Origin of the sequence: Sphaerisporangium melleum, assembly GCF_014646695.1 — a bacterium.
Classification (GTDB): Bacteria; Actinomycetota; Actinomycetes; order Streptosporangiales; family Streptosporangiaceae; genus Sphaerisporangium; species Sphaerisporangium melleum.
Map to the genome: position 1 here is coordinate 80,252 of NZ_BMNT01000038.1, position 17,328 is coordinate 97,579.

Genomic DNA, 17,328 nt, shown 5'->3' on the forward strand with positions numbered 1-17,328 from the left:
GGCGGGGTGGAGCCCGGAGTCGTCAGGTCTGGTCGGCGAAGCCGGGGACCCAGCGCATCACCTCGTCACGGAACCGGGCCGTGGCGCCGAGCTGGCACAGCACGCCGATGCCCGCGGCGTGCACACGGTGGATCAGCACGTACGACGGAGGCAGGTTGAGCTGGCGCACCACGTTGTTCGGGCGCAGGTCGGTGACCGTCGCGACCTGCTGCTGCAGCCACTCGCGGCTGAAGGTGAACTCCTCCACCTGGGTCGGCTCGACGTAGGGGGCGAGGAAGGCCCGCAGCGCCTCCACGTCCACCTCGATGTGCGGGCGGATGAACCCCTCGTCGCGCAGTCCCTGGACGACGGCAGCCATGTCGCCCTTGTTGAAGATGCGGGTCAGCGTGCCGAAGGCCTCCGGGTAGCCGTCCGGCAGGCGGTTCACCGCGCCGAAGTCGAGCACGCCCAGCCGGCCGTCCGGGAGGATGCGGAAGTTGCCGGGGTGCGGGTCGGCGTGCAGCATGCCCGCCCGGGCGGGTGAGCTGAACAGGAACCGCACGAACAGCAGGCCGGCCCGGTCGCGCTGCTCCTTGGTGCCGGCCGTGATGATCTTGGAGAGTGGCGTGCCGTCCATCCACTCGCTGACGATGATCTGCTCGTTGGCCGCGACGACGTCCGGCACGCAGAAGTCGGGGTCGCCGTAGTAGGCGGTGGCGAAGGCGTGCTGGGCCTCCGCCTCGCGGAGGTAGTCGAGCTCCTCGGCCACCCGCTCCCGCAACTCGCCCAGCACCGCCTTGATGTCGAGCCCCGGCAGCAGCACTCCGAAGAGCTTGCCCAGCCTGGCGAGCTGGTTGAAGTCGGCCAGCAGCGCCTTGCCCGCCCCCGGATACTGGATCTTGACGGCGACCTGGCGGCCGTCCTGCCAGACCGCCTTGTGCACCTGCCCGATGGAGGCGGCGGCCGTGGGCGTGTCCTCGAAGCTCAGGAAGTGCTCGCGCCAGCCGTCCCCGAGTTGCTCGGCGAGGACGGCGTGCACCGTCGAGGCCGGCAGGGGCGGCGCGGCGTCCTGCAGCCGGGTCAGTGTCGCGCGGTAGGGCCCGGCGATCTCGGGCGGCAGCGCGGCCTCGAAGATCGACAGGGCCTGGCCGAGCTTCATCGCCCCGCCCTTGAGCTCGCCGAGAACCTTGAAGATCTGCTCGGAGGTGCGCTGCTGGATCTCCTGCGCGACGATCTCGGCCGGCTTCCCGCCGATGCGCTTGCCGATGCCCAGGGCGGTGCGGCCGGCGAATCCCAGAGGCAGGGTCGCCAGCTTGGCCGAACGCGTCACGGCGTGCTGCGGGAAGTCGCTCACGCGACCATTGTTAGCGGACCAAAGTGGTTTCGACTACAACGACATTGCGGATGAGCCCGCCAGCTGCGTTTTTTCCAACGCCAATCAGGCATTACGTCAACTGTGCTGTTGGTCACAGTAGGCTCCAGGCCGTCGACACAACCCAGCGCCTCGGCCGCCGCGTGCGCCGCTACCAGCGTTGACAGCACGGTGCCGCAGGCGATCTCACCAGCGGGGAAACCACCGAGCCGGGCACCCAGCATCGGCCACGAGGGGTCTCGGTCGCGACGGGTCAGCTCCAGGCAGCGCAGGCAGGAGGTGACTCCGGGAAGCACGAGCGGGCCGACCGAGCCCACGCCCTCGCCGGCCGTCGCCAGCAGGTGCGGCAGGCCCAGCGTCACCAGCTCGTGGGTCACAAGGGCGTCCAGCGGGCCCACCGGCGCCAGAACCACCAGATCAGGACGGTGGGCGCCGTCGGCGAGATGCGCGGCGGTGCGCCCGGCCCACGCGTTGACCCCGGGCGCCACCCGGCGGGCCGCGGCCACCGCGCCGTCCTCCCGGGGGCGGCCGGCGTCGGCGAACGACAGCCCGCCCGGCACGACGTCCTCGTGCCGGGCCGTCCCGGGATCGACCACGCACAGGTGACCGACGCCCGAGGCGGCCAGCAGCACCGCGACCTGGGCGCCGACCCGCCCGGCGCCGATCACCCGGACGCACGCGGCACGGCGGCGCGCCAGCGCGGCGAGGCCGCCATCCCCCGCGTCCACGGTGGACAGCGACAGAGCGTCGAGATCGGGCCCGAGACGGTCGCGTTCGTCCATCCCGATGTCGCTCAGCGCCGCGGGGCGCGTGGCGGCGTCGTCGAGCACGCCATGCTGGGCCAGCAGCCCCACGACCCCCCGGACGGTGCCCTCGTCGAGATCGGCCGAGGCGATCAACTCGTCCAGCGTGCGGGTGCCGTCCAGAGCTTCGACCAGGCTGCGCACGGGCGGCTCCAAATCGGTGAGCACGACCGCGCGCAGCGGATGGACGCCGAACTGCAGGGTGCGCTCGTCCCGGCACAGACGGCGCAGCGCGGGCTTGAGCCGCGGGCGGACGGGGGCCGGCCGGGGCCGGCGGCGGCGAGGCGAGAAGGAAGGGAGGAAGGTCACGGGCGCGAGCGTCGCACACGCGCCGCCCCGCCGGTCGCCGTTCATCCCCACCTGTGGACAACTCTCGCGCGGTTCTCACCGCGAGCGGCGCCATCATGTGAGACCCGTGGGAGAGCTGAGTTGGCTGAACACTCAGCGAACGCTGATTGACCAGCGAAAACGTCGTTCACCCCCTGTGGAAATTCGGCACTGTCGGCTACCGTGCATATGTGCCCCCCGAGACAGTCGAGGTCCGCCGGAGTGCACGCCGCCGGCGGACCGTATCCGCATACCGCGATGGCGACAAGACCATCGTGCTGCTGCCTGCCGGTCTGAGCAGGACAGACGAGGAGCAATGGGTCCGGCGGATGCTCGATCGCCTCGCGGCCAAGGAGCAGCGCAGGCGGCCGAGCGATGACGACCTGCTCGACCGGGCGCGTGACCTCGCCCTCCGCTATCTCGACGGGACGGCCATGCCGTCCAGCGTGCGGTGGGCGGAGAACCAGCGGCACCGCTGGGGTTCGTGCACTCCGGACCACGGCACCATACGGCTCTCCACGCGCCTGCGCGGCATGCCCGCCTGGGTCGTGGACTATGTGATCATGCACGAGCTGGCACACCTGCTGGTGCCCAGCCACGGCCCCCGCTTCTGGACTCTCGTCGAGCGCTACCCTAGGGCCGAACGGGCACGCGGTTTCCTGGAAGGGTACTCCATGGCGGCCAACGGTTCGGTGGAGGAATGCTGACCACGCAAGCTGATGGCGGCCCCGCGCACGACGGTACGGGAAGGGCCGTACGGCTCGCGGCGGTCCTGGTCACGCCGGCCGCGGGCGAGGCCGCGCCGCCCGGAGTGGACCCGGACGAGTTCCTGCTGGCCCTCGCCGAGGACACCTACGAGATCGTCGCCGGGCTCGACCTGGTGGAGCCGGTCATCCTGGCCGCGGGAGTGGACGGACTGCAGGACATCGCCTGGCCGGGCACCCGTGTGATCGACCTGCCCGGTTCCGGCGGGGTCACGGAGGCGTTCGCGGCCCTCGCGCCCTACGGCCAGGAGGCCGTGGTGATCAGCGGTGACGCTCCCGACCTGCCGCCGCTGCTGATCGGCAAGCTGTTCCGTGAGCTCGGCCGGGCGCCGATCGCGGTCTGCCCCGCCTCGGGCGGTGGCGCGGTGGCCGTGGCCGCCCGGCTGCCGTTCCCCCCGTGGGCCACCGCGGGCCTGGACGACGAGGACATGGTCGCGCGGCTACGCGGGCAGGCGCCGGGCAGGCGCATGGTGGCCACCGGCCCCGGCTGGCACCGGCTGCGCGTCCCCGCCGACATCGCCCGGCTCGACCCGGGCCTGGAAGGCTGGGACACCACCCGCGCCCTGCTCAGCGGGCACTGACCGCAGCTGCGGCGCCCGTGAGCAGGCGCTCAGCGGGGCGCCGGCAGGGACAGCCGGGTGATCACCGTGCGATGGTCGGTGCGCGGGACGGTGTACACCTGGTAGTCGAGCACCGAGACCCGCCGGTCGGCCAGCACATGGTCGATCGTGATCATCGGCGGCAGCTTCCGGCCGGCCGGCCAGGTCGGCGTCAGCCCGCGCCCGGTCACGTCCCCGGCGTCGCGATAACCGCGCGCCACCACGCCCCGCATCTCGGCGTGGTCGAGGCTGGCGTTGAAGTCGCCGGCCAGGATGCGGAACGGTCCCGACGACGGCCCGGACGGCAGCGCGCGCAGCCCTTCGGTCCACTGGGTGACCTGACGGCCGAGCGGCGGCAGGGTGTGCACGTCGACGAGCTCGACCTGGGCCCCGCCGGGAAGCGTCAGTTTCGCGGCCGGCATGTTGTGCCCGATCACCGGGAAAAGGCCGTCGAGCGGAGTGATCGGGTGACGGGAGAAGATACCGCTGCCCGCCGCGCTCCACTCGTCCTGCAGATGGCGGTAGGGCATGAGGTCCTTCAGCCCGGCGGCGTCCAGCTCGGTCACGGCCGCGGGGGTGAGCTCCTGGGTGCTCAGCACGTCGGGCTTGTTCCGGCGTACCAGGTCGACGATGGTGCGGGCGTCGCCGTGGCCGAAGAACAGGTTCGACGTCATGACCGTGAACGGCACCCCGGACGCCGCGCCGGCCACCGGGACGTCCCCGAAGGCGCGGGGGAGCACGCCGGTGCCGAGCGCGGCGGTCGTGGCGAGCGCCACGACCGTCACGGCCTTCTTGCGTGACAGGACCGACAGCAGCACCGGCAGCAGCGAGCCCGCGGCGGCGTACGGCGTGGCCGTCATGATCTGCGCGGGGAACGATCCACGCTCCAGGCCGCCCATCCGCCAGACCGCCCAGGCGGCGAACGGGGTCACCGCCAGCCAGGCGAGCTTGCCCGAGACACGCAGGCGCCGGCGAGGTGTGACGATCACACCCCCCACCGGCGTCTCGGTCGTGGTGTTCACCCAGAGCCCCCCGGCGTCTTTCCGTCTGTACGTCCTGACCCTATCCAGCGCGCGTATGGCCCGCGTGAAAGCCGGAGCGCCGCGCGGGGTGTCCGCGAGGAGGAGTCGCACGCGGGCGCCCGGCCTCGCTGCCCGCACCGCTCGCGGCGCCGGCGTGCTCCGCGCGTCAGTCCACAGGGGACCGGACGGGCACCTCCGGGCGCGGCACGGCGGCCAGCGCCGCCCGGGCGCGGCGGGCCAGGCGGCGGGTGGCCTCGTCGGTCGGCTCCGGGATGTCGTCCACGGGCACCCAGCGGAGCTCCAGCGACTCGTCGCTGATCACGAACTCCGCCCCTGGCGGCGCCACCGCGCCGTACTCGACGTCCAGATGCCAGCTGTGCGGGGGATGGCACCAGACCCGGTGCCGGTCGAGCGCGAGCGGCCCGGGAAGCAGGGTGAGACCGGCGATGCCGGACTCCTCGGTGGCCTCCCGCAGCGCGGCCTGCTCCAGCGACACGTCACCGGCCTCGCAGTGGCCGCCCATGGGCAGCCACATGCCGGCCTTCGGGTGCAGGGTGAGCAGCACCTGCGCGCCGTCGTGCGAGAGCACCGCCGTGGTGGCCGTCAGGTGGCCCGGCGCGCACGAGCGCCACATCGCGTCGTCGTGCCGGTCAAGGTGTTCGAGGAACCGCAAGCGGAGCGACTCCTCGTCGGGGGTGGGCGCGGTCCAGCCGGTCAGGGCGGCCCGCGCCTGGTCGTGAAGAGTCATCCTCGGCCGGACTCCGGCCCGCCCGGGTCGCCCTCGCCCGGCTTCTCGTCGTCGGAAGGCCTGCCCTCGCCCGCCCCCCCGTCCTCGAAGTGCGACAGGTCGAACTTCGCGTCGCCCCGGACGAACGCCTCGGGGTCGTCCAGGTCGGACGCGGTGGGCATGAGGTCGGGATGCGACCAGACGGCGTCGCGCCCCTCGACGCCGCGGCCGGCGGCGAGGGCCTGCCACAGGGCCGCGGCCTCGCGCAGGCGGCGCGGCCGCAGCTCCAGCCCGACGAGCGTGGCGAATGTACGCTCGGCCGGGCCGCCGGTCGCGCGCCGCCGCCGCATGGTCTCCGACAGCGCGGCGGAGGAGGGCAGCTTGCCCTCGGCGGCGGCGTCCACCACTGTGCTCACCCAGCCCTCGACCAGGGCCAGGATGGTCTCCAGCCGGGACAGCGCGGCCTTCTGGCGCTCGGTCTCCTCGGGCTTGAGCAGCGCGCCGCCGCTCAGGGCCTCCTGGATCTGCTGCGGGTTGCTGACGTCGAGCCCGCGGATCTGCTCCTCCAGCGCGGAGGTGTCCACGGTGATGCCCTTGGCGTACTCCTCGACGGCGCCGAAGAGCTGGGTGCGCAGCCACGGCACGTGCTGGAACAGGCGGTGGTGCGCGGCCTCCCGCAGAGCCAGGTAGAGGCGGATCTCCTCGGAGGGGATCTCCAGCCCGTGGCTGAAGGCGGCGATGCCGCCGGGCAGCAGTGCGGCGGTGTCCGAGAGCGGCAGCCCGATGTCGGACGAGCCGATCACCTCGGGCGCCAGCGTGCCGAGCGCCTGCCCGATCTGGCTGCCGACCATCATGCCGCCCATCTGGCGCATCATGCCCATGAGCGGCCCGAGCTGCGCGGCCATGGACTGGGCCTCGGGGCCGAGCCCGCCCAGCGCGCCGCCTCCGCCGAGGACGCCGCCCATGGTCTCGACCATGCGCTCGGCGATCGGGTCGCACAGCCGCTTCCACACCGGGACGGTCTTCTCGATCCACTCCGAGCGGCTCCACGCCTCGGGCGCGGTCAGCCCGCTCGGCAGCTCGGTGACCTCATTGAGCCACAGATCGGCGAGGCGGAGCGCTTCGACGATCTGACGGCGCTCCCCCTCCATGACACTCGGGTCGCCCTCGGCGACCACGGCGTGCCGGGCGATGTTCTTGGCCATCTCCCAGTTGACGGGCCCGGAGCCCGCCGGAGCCGACAGCATGTCGGCGAACTGCCGCATGGCCGCGGCCATCTGCTGCGGGTCGCCGAACATCTCGAACGGGTTCTCGTTGGGGTCGTTTTCGCGACCTGGCAGGTCAGTCACCGCTCTACCTCGTGCAGGATGGAGGAGTCCACATCCGCCACGTTATCCGTCGCAGGGCGGATCAGTGCAAAGTGAGGACCTCGTGCCTACCTCGAAACGCCTCCGCCCGCCGGTCGTCGCGGTGACCGGCGCGGCGACCGGTCTGGGGAGAGAGTTCCTCTCCCGGGTCGCCTCGTCTGCGGATTTCCGCCGCGTCGTGGCGATCGACGATCAGCGGGGCGACGTCACGGACGTCACCTGGCGGGTGATCGACGTCCGAGATCCGCTCTTGGCGAACCGCATCTCGGACGTGGACGTCCTGGTGCACCTGGCGGCCGACTACCGGCTCGACACCGACCCGGCGGAGCGGCGCGCCTACAACCTGCGGGCCGCCCAGACGGTGCTCACCGCCTCCGCCGCCGCACGGGTCCGCAGGGTGGTGCTCGTGACGAGCGCCATGGTCTACGGCGCGGCGCCGGACAACCCCGTCCCGCTGCCGGAGGACGCTCCGGTCGCCGCCGAGCCCGACTCCGGAGTGGTCGGCGACCACCTGGAGATCGAGGCGCTGGTCCGGCGCTGCCTGCGCAGTCATCCGGGCCTGGAGGTCACCGTGCTGCGGCCGGCCGCCGTGGTCGGTCCGGGCGTGGACACCGTGGTCACCCGTCACTTCGAGGCCCCGCGCCTGCTCACCGTCAAGGGCTCGGCGCCCCGCTGGCAGTTCTGCCACGTGGAGGACCTGGTCTCGGCGCTGGAGCTGGCCGCGCTCGGGCAGGTGTCCGGGGTCGTGAACGTGGGCGGTGAGGGCTGGCTGGAGATGGAGCAGGTGGAGGAGCTATCGGGCCTGCGGCGGTTCGAGCTGCCCGCCGGGGTGACCTTCGGGACCGCCCAGCGCCTGCACCGGCTCGGCATCACCCCGGCCCCGGCGACCGATCTGCACTACGTCGTCTACCCCTGGGTGGTCGACTGCACCTCGCTGCGCGAGGCCGGCTGGAAGCCCACCTGGACGAACGAGGCGGCGTTCCAGCAGCTCCTCGACCTGCGCGAGGGCCACCACGCCGTCGTCGGCCGCAGACTGCCGGTCAAGGAGGCCACCTTGACCGCGGCCGGCGCCACCGTCGCGGTGATCGGCACCGCCGCCATCGTCCGCCGCGCCCGCCGCCGCCGTCGCACCTGACCGCCGAACCCTCCCCCTCTGAGTGCGCGGGCTCTTAGACTCTCCTCGTGAAGGCGATTCGTTTGCTCGGCATTCGAGACACTCCGCTGTCGGTGGAAGAGGTGCTCGCCGCCGTCGGTGACCACGCGGCCGGCGGCACGACACTCTTCGTCGGCACCGTGCGCGACCACGACGGCGGCAAGCCGGTCACTCAGCTTGCGTACTCCGCGCACCCCAGCGCCGAGGCCGAGCTGCGCCGGGTCGCCGAGAAGGTCGCCGCCGACTTCCCGATCACGGCCCTGGCGGCCGTGCACCGGGTGGGCGAGCTCGAGCTGGGCGACGCCGCGGTGATCGTCGCGGTCTCCGCGCCGCACCGCGGTGAGGCGTTCGAGGCGTCACGGCGGCTGATCGACGACCTGAAGAAGGAGGTGCCGATCTGGAAGCACCAGGCGTTCGCGGACGGCTCCACCGAGTGGGTCGGCGCCGGCGGGTGACCGCACCGCACAGACGGCGGGAAGCAGCGATTGACCAGGATGTCCGCCCGGTGAGTGTCCGGGTAACCGCCGCCCTGGTGAGCGCATAGAGTTGCCACCATGTCCCGACGACGTCTGACGTTGACGATGGCGGCCGTCCTCACGCTCGCGCTCGGTGGCGCGGGCGCGCTGCTTCCCGTGCCGTACGTCGCGCTGAGCCCGGGGCCCACCGAGAACACCCTCGGCGACGTCAAGGGCAAGCCGGTCATCAGCATCTCGGGACGCCAGACCTATCCCACGGCGGGCAAGCTGAGCCTGGTCACGGTCGCCTACCAGGGCGGCCCGGACGCCCACATCGACCTGCTGACCGCGCTGCGCGGCTGGATCAACCCGACGGTCGCCGTCGTGCCGGAAGAGACCATCTTCCCCAAGACCGTGTCGGTCAAAGAGGTCGAAGAGCAGAACACCCAGGAGATGAGCAGCTCCCAGCAGGACGCGACGGCGGCCGCGCTGAACGAGCTCAAGGTCCCGATCAACGTCATCGTGTACGTCGCCTCCACCCTGAAGGGCAGGCCCGCGGACGGCAGGCTGCGGCAGAACGACGAGATCACCGCGGTGGACGGCGCCCCCATCTCCTCCGTGGAGGACGTCAAGGCGGCGGTCCTGAAGCACAAGCCGGGCGAGGAGGCCGTGTTCTCCCTGCTGCGGGGAGGCAAGCCGATGACCGTCCGGGTGGGCACGGTCGCGGGGCCGGACGGCCCGATCGTCGGGGTCAACATGAACAGCCGGTACAAGTTCCCCTTCAAGGTCGACGTCAACGTGGGGGACGTCGGCGGCCCGAGCGCCGGGCTGATGTTCTCGCTGGGCATCTACGACAAGCTCACCCCGGGCCCGCTCACCGGGGGCAAGTCGATCGCCGGCACCGGGACGATCACCCCCGACGGCAAGGTCGGCCCGATCGGCGGCATCCAGCAGAAGATGGTCGGGGCGCGCGACGCCGGTGCGACGGTCTTCCTGACCCCCGCGGACAACTGCGACGAGGCCCTGCCGGCCGTGCCCGACGGGCTGCGACTGGTGAAGGTCGGCACCATGCACGAAGCCATCCAGGCCATCGACGCCCTGCGCACCGGCGCGGGATCGGTGCCGGGCTGCGCGGCGCGATGACACGGTGCCCGTCCCGATGACGCCCTTTCGTCCCGTAGCGGGGAACCCGTCGTGCGCTCGGGCCGTTGGGCCACGTGAACGCGCGCGTCGCATCCGGTGGCGGCGCGCGTTCACCGAGCCCTCCCAGCGGCCACCCTCCGTCACGGGCGGTGGCGCCCCCCGCACTGGAGGCGTCTTGCGGCCCCATCGGGCTCAGGGCTCGGAGCGTGACCGCGCCATCACCGGTGTAGGTTGCCAGACACCGACCGTTACTCGTGAAACCTAGGGGTGGGCCTTGACCTTCCGGAACCCCGGCGCGGGTCGGGCAGTGCGTTTGCCCCGCCGGCCGCGGCTTCTCGTCCCTGTCGCGATCACGCTGGTCGTGATCATTATTCTCTTCTTCGTCTTCGCGGGCGTCTTCACCGACTGGCTGTGGTTCGACTCGGTCGGCTACACCTCGGTGTTCTCGACGATGCTCCTCACCCAGCTGCTGTTGTTCGTCGTCGGCGCGCTGCTGATGGGTGTCATCGTCGGCGGCAACGCGCTGCTCGCCTTCCGGACGCGCCCGCTGTTCGGCATCGGCATGTTCGGCGGCCCGGCCCAGGGAGCCGACCGCTACCGCGCGGCGCTCGACCCGCACCGTAAGATGATCTTCATTGTCGGCCTGGCGGTGCTGGGGCTGTTCACCGGCTCCTCCACGGCGGGCCAGTGGAAGACCTGGCTGCTGTTCGCCAACGGCACGCCGTTCGGCAAGAACGACCCGATGTTCCACATGGACATCTCGTTCTTCATGTTCACCTATCCGTTCATCCGGATGGTGCTGAACTTCCTGTTCACCGCGGTCATCATCTCGATCATCGTCGCGGCGATCATCCACTACCTGTACGGCGGCTTCCGGCTCAACGCCCCCGGCCTGCACGCCACCCGCGCCGCCCGGGTCCACCTGTCGGTGCTGGTCGGCCTGTTCGTGCTGCTCAAGGCCGTCGCCTACTGGGTCGACCGGTTCGGCCTGGTCTTCTCCGACCGCGGCAAGGTGTTCGGCGCCTCCTACACCGACGTGAACGCCGTGCTCCCGGCCAAGAGCATCCTGGCGATCATCGCGCTCATCTGCGCGGTGCTGTTCTTCGCCGGCGTGGTGCGGCCGGGCGGCATGCTGCCCGGCGTCGGCCTCGGCCTTCTCGTGCTCTCGGCCATCCTGGTCGGCGGGCTCTACCCTGTGCTGGTCGAGCAGTTCCAGGTCAGGCCGAACCAGCAGAGCAAGGAGCGGGAGTTCATCGGCTACAACATCCAGGCCACCCGGGACGCCTACGGCGTCGGATCGGCCGAGGTGACTCCCTACAGCGCCAAGACCGAGGGCACCCAGCAGGAGATCCAGAGCGAGGCGGCCACCATCCCGGGCGTCCGCCTGCTCGACCCGACCGTGCTGCCGCCCACCTACGAGCAGCTCCAGCAGATCAAGGGCTACTACCGGTTCCCCGAGCAGCTCGACGTCGACCGGTACACCATCGACGGGGTGTCACGTGACACGGTCGTCGCGGTGCGCGAGATCGGCCGGCCGCCGGAGAGCAACTGGATCAACGACCATCTGGTCTACACGCACGGTTTCGGCTTCGTGGCGAGCCAGGGGAACAAGACCGACCCGCAGGGCAGGCCCGACTTCCTGGTCAAGGACATCCCGCCGACCGGTGGGCTCGGCACGTTCGAGCCGCGCGTCTACTTCGGCGAGCACTCTCCGGACTACTCGATCGTCGGTGGCCGCGGCAACATGGAGCTCGACTACCCCGACCAGAGCACCAACGACAACAGCGGCCAGGTGAACACCACCTACCACGGCAAGGGTGGCGTGCCGATCGGCAACTACTTCACCCGCCTGCTGTACGCCGCGAAGTACAGCGAGACCAACCTGCTGCTGTCGTCGGACATCAACAGCGGCTCCCGCATCCTGTACAACCGCAGCCCGCGCGAGCGGGTGCAGCAGGTCGCCCCGTTCCTCACCCTGGACGGCGACCCGTACCCCGCGGTCGTCGGCGGGAAGATCGTGTGGATCATCGACGGGTACACCATGTCGGAGGACTACCCCTACGCCGAGCGCCGCAGCTTCGGCACGATGACCGACGACACCTCCACCACCCGCGCCCTCACCCCGCAGCAGCCGCGCGACCAGATCAACTACATCCGCAACTCGGTCAAGGCCACCGTCGACGCCTACGACGGCTCGGTGACCCTGTACGCCTGGGACGAGAGCGACCCGCTGCTGCGCACCTGGGAGAAGGCCTTCGGCGGCGTCGTCCAGCCCAAGTCCAAGATCTCACCGGAGCTGATGGCCCACCTGCGCTACCCCGAAGACCTCTTCAAGGTGCAGCGTGACATTCTCGGCCAGTACCACGTGACCGACGCCAACGCCTTCTACGGCGGCCAGGACTTCTGGAAGGTGCCGGAGGACCCGGCGAGCACGAAGACCAAGCAGCCGCCGTACTACGTGACGCTGCGGATGCCCGGTGACACCGAGCCGCGCTTCTCGCTGACCACGACGCTGGTGCCCAACAACCGGGACAACCTCGCGGCGTTCATGGCGGTGGACGCCACGGCCGGCCCGGGGACGAAGATCCGCATTCTGCAACTGCCGAGTGACACCACGATCCCGGGTCCCAAGCAGGCGCAGAACGCCTTCGACACCAAGGCGGCGAGCGTACTCAACGACCTGCGCATCGGCGGCACGACCGAGTTGCTGAACGGCAACCTGCTCACCCTGCCGTTCGGTGGCGGCCTGCTGTACGTCCAGCCGGTGTACGTCCAGCCCAAGGTCGAGAACTCCGCGCGCTACCCGACGTTGTTCCGGGTGCTGGTGTCGTTCGGCAATGACGTCGGTCTCGGCGGCAACCTCAAGGAGGCCCTGGACCAGGTCTTCGGGCGGTCCGCGCAGACCCCGGCCAACCCGACGACGCCGCAGGATCCGACGGCCTCGCAGGTCACGACGGACCTGACCACCGCCTACACCAACGCCCAGAAGGCCTACGACGAGGGCCAGGAGGCGATCAAGAAGGGCGACTTCGCCGCGTACGGCGAGGCGCAGAAGCGGCTCGCCGAGGCGCTGAAGCAGATCGAGTCGGCGCTGGGCAAGCAGAAGGCCGCCGCTCCGACGACGTCGCCGTCCCCGTCGGCGACGCCGTCACCGGGAGCGTCCGGTGGCGCCACGCCCACGCCGGACCCGTCGGCCGCGGCGGCGGGCACCGGCACGCCGAGCCCCGCGCCGAGCCCGTCCGTCTCACCGCCGAGTTCGTAACGCCGCCGTCCCGCCGGCAGGCGGCACGCAGGCTCCGCTTCCGGTCCGGGAACCCCGAGGTTCCCGGACCGGAAGCACCGGCCGCACGGCATGGGGAAAATCGGTCCCACGAGTGGGATGTCCTGCGACAACACCGCCCGGACGCCTCGGTATGGGCCGCCTGGCGGGGGCGATGATTTGCCAGTGCTCTCCAGGGCCGATAGTCTTTCAAAGCAAGCCGACGCGGGGTGGAGCAGCTCGGTAGCTCGCTGGGCTCATAACCCAGAGGTCGTAGGTTCAAATCCTACCCCCGCTACTGAAAAGGCCCTGGTCACCGAGTTTCTCGGAGACCAGGGCCTTCTTCTTTCCCCCTGTTCGCCCGCTGTCCCCATTCCTCCGCCCGGCGGAGGGAGTGCCGGCCGACGACCAGTGCGACCGGATGGATCCGGGGTGCTGGTGGTGACTCGAGATCGGCGGCTTACTGCCGCGTTCGCTCCTCCCGCCCGCCTTACCACCGCTCGGCGGCCGGGGAGGCTCAGACGATCTGGCCGCCCTGGCCGACGAACATCGCCACGTCGATCAGCGCCACCGCGACGGTCACGACGAACGCCGTCCGTCTGAGGTCGCCCCGGCCCGCGATCAGGCCTCCGGCGAGGGCCACCACCACGGCCGCCAGGCCGGCCACGGCCACCGCGCCGGGGCCTGCGCCGGGAGCGAGCGCGATGACCGCGGACGCGGTCACGAACAGGATGGCCGCGCCGATCCGCGCGCCGGTCGGGCCGAGACGCTGGGGCAGGCCGAGCACCCCGAGCGTCAGGTCCTCCGGGAGGTCGGGCACGACGTTGGCGAAGTGCGCGCCCATGCCGAGCAGCGCGCCGGCCGCCAGGGCCCACGGCGCGGGCCAGGGCTCCCCGGGCAGGCCGAGCGTCACGAACGCGGGCAACAATCCGAAGGCCACGGCGAACGGCAGCGGTGAGGCCGGCGTGGCCTTGAGCCGGATGTTGTACAGCCAGCCACAGGCGACGGCCACAAGGTGGACCACTCCGGCCAGGACGCCGCTCGCCAGCGACAGCGGCACGCACGCCGCGAGCGCGGCGAAGGCGGCGCGGGCCACCGTTCCGGGAGCGAGGGACGCCGCAGAGTGGCCGGTGGACGTGCCGGAGAGAGGCTTGTCGGACCGGCCCGCCGCCTGATCACGTGACCGGTCGATCCAGTCGTTGCTCCAGCCGATCGAGAGCTGGCCGCTCAGCACCGCCGCGCCGACGAGCAGGGTGCCGCCGGGGCCTCTGCCGACGCCGGCCGCCAGCGCCGCGCCCACGACCGTCACGACCACCGTGGGGCCCGGATGGCAGGCCCGGATCAGCGCGAGCATGCGATCAGTCTCCCTTGCCCGCGCAGGACCCCGGAACCGCCGCTCCGCCGCTCCTCGTCCCAGATCGCCGCGAACCGCGTCCGGGCCGGCGCCTCACCAGGCCGCGCCCAGGCGGGCGAACTCGAACCTGTGATCGAGCACTGTCGCCGCCCTCGGATAGTCTGCCGCCATGCGGATCGCGCTCGCGGCGGACGCGCACGGCGGCACGCTGTGGCCCCTGGGGGAGGAGGCCCGGCGCGTCGGCGATCTCGCGCGGGCCGTTCACGATCTGGAACGTGACGTCCGTCCCCGGTGGATCTGGGCGGACACCCGCGCCGTCTACCCGGCGCTGATCGAGCGGGACGTCCGGGTGGCGCGCTGCCACGACCTGACGCTCACCGAGTCGCTGCTCCTGGCCTACGAGGGCAGGTACGGCGAGCCCCGATCGGCCCAGGCGGCCCACGCCCGGCTGCGCGGCCTGCCCGTGCCCGCCGACGAGACCGGCCCGCACGCCGTGCAGGACACCCTCTTCGAGCCCGAGCCCGTCGAGATCGATCTCGCCGCGGTGTACGCCGACCAGCTCAGGCGGGTCGCCGCCACCGAAGATCCCGCCCGCTTCCGCCTCCTGGTCGCCGCCGAGTCCGCCGGAGCACTGGTCGCGGCCGAGATGGGCCATGACGGCATGCCCTGGCGGGAGGACCTCCATGACCAGCTGCTGAGCGAGCTGCTCGGCCCCAAGCCCGTGCGCGGCATGCGCCCGGCGAAGCTCCAGGCCCTCGCCGACCAGGTCGGCGCCGCGTTCGGCACCGCCGTGAACCCCGACTCGCCGCAACAGCTCGTCAAGGCGTTCAAGATGGCCGGGCTCACCGTCACCTCGACCCGGTCGCACGTGCTGAAACAGGTCGACCACCCGGCGGTCGGGCCGCTGCTCGCCTACAAGGAGCTCGCCCGTCTGTACAGCTCTCACGGCTGGGCCTGGGCTCAGCAGTGGGTGCGCGGTCACCGGCTCCGTCCTGAGTACGTCGCCGGCGGCGTGGTCTCCGGACGCTGGGCGACGAGCGGTGGCGGAGCCCTGCAGATCCCGAAGGTCATGCGCCGCGCGGTGGTCGCCGACGAAGGGTGGCGGCTGGTGGTGGCCGACGCGGCGCAACTGGAGCCGAGGGTGCTGGCGGCGATGGCCGGTGACCGGGGCCTCGCCCGGGCGGCCGGCGAGATCGACCTGTACGCCGCGCTGGCACAGGCGTTCGGCGGCGCGCGTGAGAACGCCAAGATCGCCATGCTGTCCGCGATGTACGGCGGCACCAGCGGCGATGCGGCCAAGCTCCTGGCGGTCATGCGACAGCGGTTCCCGCTGGCCTACGCCTTCGTGGAAGATGCCGCGAAGGCGGGGGAGGACGGCCGGTTGGTACGTTCCTGGCTCGGGCGCACCTGCCCGCCGCCGTCGGCTCACTGGCTCAAGCTGGTCTCCGGGCCCGAGGGCGGGCGGGCGGCGCGTGACCGTGGCCGGTTCACCCGCAACTTCGTGGTGCAGGCGACCGCCGCGGAGTGGGCCCTCACGCTGATGGCGTTGCTGCGCGGGCTGCTGCCGGCCCCGGCCAGGCTGGTGTTCTTCCAACACGACGAGGTCATGGTCCACTGCCCGGAGGACCTCGTGAACGAGGTGTCGGCGGGGGTGAGCCGGGCGGCGGAGGAGGCCACCCGGCTGCTCTTCGGGGAGACGCCTGTGCGCATCCCCATGGAAGCCGTCGCGGTCGCCTGCTACGCCGACGCCAAGTAGCCCACGCTCACCCCGGACGCGCACCGGCGCACGTCCGGTGCCCCCGGGAGCCCCGGGCGGGACGCACGCAGGGTCAGGCCGGTGACCTGAGCAGCGCGACCGACCTGCGGCCCGCCCAGACGATCAGGGAGACGCTGAAGACCACCTGGGCGACGCGCAGCCACCCCGGCGTCGCCGTGGCGGCGAAGACCACCACGCCGAGCCAGAGCATGCCGAACACTCCTACCAAGGTGATCGCCGCCCAGTTCAGCCCCCGCGTCCACATGGGGGAAGTCTCCCAGGGCAACTCTCATGTCACGGCAAAGCGAGTCATCTCGACACGTGAGCTTGCTGTGTCGATTTCACGGCATTGCTGGTCAATGGGGCAGCCGGCGGGCGGTGCCGGAGCACCGCCGCATGCGGGAAGCGGAGCGAGGACGCGCGGCCGGCCGCTGCTCCAGATGGGCGATCAGGGCTTCGGTGGAACGCACGTCGGACAGGATGCGCACGATGTCCTCCTCGCCGGTGGGGAGCTGTCCCTTCTTGCCCAGCTCGTGCCGCAGGAAGGTCAACGGGTCGGGGTCGCCCACCGCGTCCGCGGCGATGCTGGCCCGGGCGGCCGTCAGCAGGCCCAGGTAGTGCGCGCGAAGGGTCGCCTCGCGGAGGCGTGCCTGCTCGAGGTCGTCGAGCAGGGTGCCGGCGATCTGCAGCAGCTCGTCAGAGGCACCCCTCTCGGCCGCGATGTGAGCACGGATGTCGTCGAACTCCGACCGTGTCATGATCCACCTCCACGGGCGGGTCCTCGGCGCCGGGTGGCGCAGAGCGGGTCCCGCACCCTCTTCGTAACGTGTGGCGATTGCGGATGACTTGCCGAGGGGTTGCCCCGGCGCGAATCGCTCGCTGTTTGGGATGGCTGAGAGGCGGGAAAGGTTTACAGGATGGCGAAGTGGCATCGGGCACGCCCGAGGGCTGCTAGAGTTTTCCCTCGTTGGGCGGAGATCAAGCCCCGAGAGATCCAAAAAATCTTGAGGCCTGGTCAGTATGTCCGGCAAGCCCACCTACTGCCCGGTTCCTCCCGGTTGATGGCCTGATGTGACATCTGCCCGGTTGGCTGGTAAGGTAGAGGGGTTGCCCTGGAGACGGGGCGGCCTGAATGTTAGTTGGTTCGGGTGGCTGGGAGTCAAGTGCTGGGAAACAGCGCGATTTGGTCCCGGCCGCGGGGAGCGGCTAAGATTAAGGCACAACGAAATGAACGCCCCGGCCGGGGCC

The 17,328-nt window shown here is 71.4% G+C and carries 15 protein-coding genes and 1 tRNA gene; 8 read left to right on the forward strand and 8 right to left on the reverse strand.

Annotation, left to right across the window (positions count from 1 at the left end; translation table 11 throughout):
- Positions 1 to 22: 22 nt before the first annotated feature.
- Together IEY93_RS29045 and IEY93_RS29050 are read right to left on the reverse strand one after the other, a co-directional pair.
- The gene (locus IEY93_RS29045) at positions 23 to 1,333 is read right to left on the reverse strand and encodes an ABC1 kinase family protein (RefSeq protein WP_189166322.1); all 1,311 of its coding nucleotides are present in this window, start codon (positions 1,331 to 1,333) and stop codon (positions 23 to 25) included.
- Positions 1,330 to 2,463, reverse strand: coding sequence for a ThiF family adenylyltransferase (locus IEY93_RS29050; RefSeq protein ID WP_229691568.1), 1,134 nt, complete (start codon positions 2,461 to 2,463; stop codon positions 1,330 to 1,332). Before IEY93_RS29050 ends, IEY93_RS29045 begins: the two co-directional genes overlap by 4 nt.
- A gap of 209 nt (positions 2,464 to 2,672) precedes the next feature.
- On the opposite strand from IEY93_RS29050, the gene IEY93_RS29055 reads away from it, so the two are divergent.
- On the forward strand, positions 2,673 to 3,188 hold the full coding sequence (locus tag IEY93_RS29055) for a M48 metallopeptidase family protein (protein WP_189166324.1): 516 nt from the start codon (positions 2,673 to 2,675) through the stop codon (positions 3,186 to 3,188).
- The gene (locus IEY93_RS29060; RefSeq protein ID WP_203967986.1) at positions 3,182 to 3,826 is read left to right on the forward strand and encodes a glycosyltransferase family protein; all 645 of its coding nucleotides are present in this window, start codon (positions 3,182 to 3,184) and stop codon (positions 3,824 to 3,826) included. The genes IEY93_RS29055 and IEY93_RS29060 overlap by 7 nt, the downstream gene beginning before the upstream one ends.
- A 29-nt stretch (positions 3,827 to 3,855) precedes the next feature.
- On the opposite strand, the gene IEY93_RS29065 is transcribed toward IEY93_RS29060, so the two are convergent.
- The 3 genes from IEY93_RS29065 to IEY93_RS29075 form a co-directional block, all read right to left on the reverse strand.
- Positions 3,856 to 4,866, reverse strand: coding sequence for an endonuclease/exonuclease/phosphatase family protein (locus tag IEY93_RS29065; RefSeq protein WP_229691569.1), 1,011 nt, complete (start codon positions 4,864 to 4,866; stop codon positions 3,856 to 3,858).
- 166 nt (positions 4,867 to 5,032) lie between these two features.
- Positions 5,033 to 5,614, reverse strand: coding sequence for an NUDIX hydrolase (locus tag IEY93_RS29070; protein ID WP_189166325.1), 582 nt, complete (start codon positions 5,612 to 5,614; stop codon positions 5,033 to 5,035).
- Positions 5,611 to 6,942 carry a zinc-dependent metalloprotease gene (locus IEY93_RS29075; protein ID WP_229691570.1) on the reverse strand — a complete coding sequence of 444 codons (1,332 nt, stop codon included), beginning with the start codon at positions 6,940 to 6,942 and terminating at the stop codon, positions 5,611 to 5,613. Before IEY93_RS29075 ends, IEY93_RS29070 begins: the two co-directional genes overlap by 4 nt.
- Positions 6,943 to 7,024: 82 nt before the next feature.
- Between IEY93_RS29075 and IEY93_RS29080 the strand changes: the two genes are divergently transcribed.
- The 5 genes from IEY93_RS29080 to IEY93_RS29100 all read left to right on the forward strand — a co-directional run bounded on the left by IEY93_RS29080 (position 7,025) and on the right by IEY93_RS29100 (position 13,268).
- Positions 7,025 to 8,095, forward strand: coding sequence for an NAD-dependent epimerase/dehydratase family protein (locus tag IEY93_RS29080; protein ID WP_203967985.1), 1,071 nt, complete (start codon positions 7,025 to 7,027; stop codon positions 8,093 to 8,095).
- 47 nt (positions 8,096 to 8,142) lie between these two features.
- Entirely contained in the window at positions 8,143 to 8,568 is a 426-nt protein-coding gene (locus IEY93_RS29085; protein ID WP_189166327.1) for a molybdenum cofactor biosynthesis protein MoaE, read from the forward strand.
- Positions 8,569 to 8,667: 99 nt separating this feature from the next.
- Positions 8,668 to 9,711, forward strand: a complete 1,044-nt coding sequence (locus IEY93_RS29090; protein ID WP_189166328.1) for a YlbL family protein — start codon at positions 8,668 to 8,670, stop codon at positions 9,709 to 9,711.
- 307 nt (positions 9,712 to 10,018) lie between these two features.
- Positions 10,019 to 12,973: a UPF0182 family membrane protein gene (locus tag IEY93_RS29095; protein WP_307837548.1), complete on the forward strand. Its 2,955-nt coding sequence runs from the start codon at positions 10,019 to 10,021 to the stop codon at positions 12,971 to 12,973.
- 221 nt (positions 12,974 to 13,194) lie between these two features.
- A tRNA-Met gene (locus IEY93_RS29100) sits at positions 13,195 to 13,268 on the forward strand.
- A 219-nt stretch (positions 13,269 to 13,487) separates the two neighbouring features.
- Here IEY93_RS29100 and IEY93_RS29105 read toward each other — a convergent pair.
- Positions 13,488 to 14,324: a UbiA family prenyltransferase gene (locus tag IEY93_RS29105; protein WP_189166330.1), complete on the reverse strand. Its 837-nt coding sequence runs from the start codon at positions 14,322 to 14,324 to the stop codon at positions 13,488 to 13,490.
- Positions 14,325 to 14,493: 169 nt separating this feature from the next.
- Here IEY93_RS29105 and IEY93_RS29110 point away from each other — a divergent pair, with 169 nt between their 5' ends.
- Positions 14,494 to 16,080: a bifunctional 3'-5' exonuclease/DNA polymerase gene (locus IEY93_RS29110; protein ID WP_189166331.1), complete on the forward strand. Its 1,587-nt coding sequence runs from the start codon at positions 14,494 to 14,496 to the stop codon at positions 16,078 to 16,080.
- Positions 16,081 to 16,153: 73 nt separating this feature from the next.
- Here IEY93_RS29110 and IEY93_RS29115 read toward each other — a convergent pair whose 3' ends face one another.
- On the reverse strand, positions 16,154 to 16,345 hold the full coding sequence (locus tag IEY93_RS29115) for a hypothetical protein (protein ID WP_189166332.1): 192 nt from the start codon (positions 16,343 to 16,345) through the stop codon (positions 16,154 to 16,156).
- A gap of 91 nt (positions 16,346 to 16,436) precedes the next feature.
- Positions 16,437 to 16,838, reverse strand: coding sequence for a hypothetical protein (locus tag IEY93_RS29120; protein ID WP_189166333.1), 402 nt, complete (start codon positions 16,836 to 16,838; stop codon positions 16,437 to 16,439).
- Between the last annotated feature and the right edge of the window lie 490 nt (positions 16,839 to 17,328).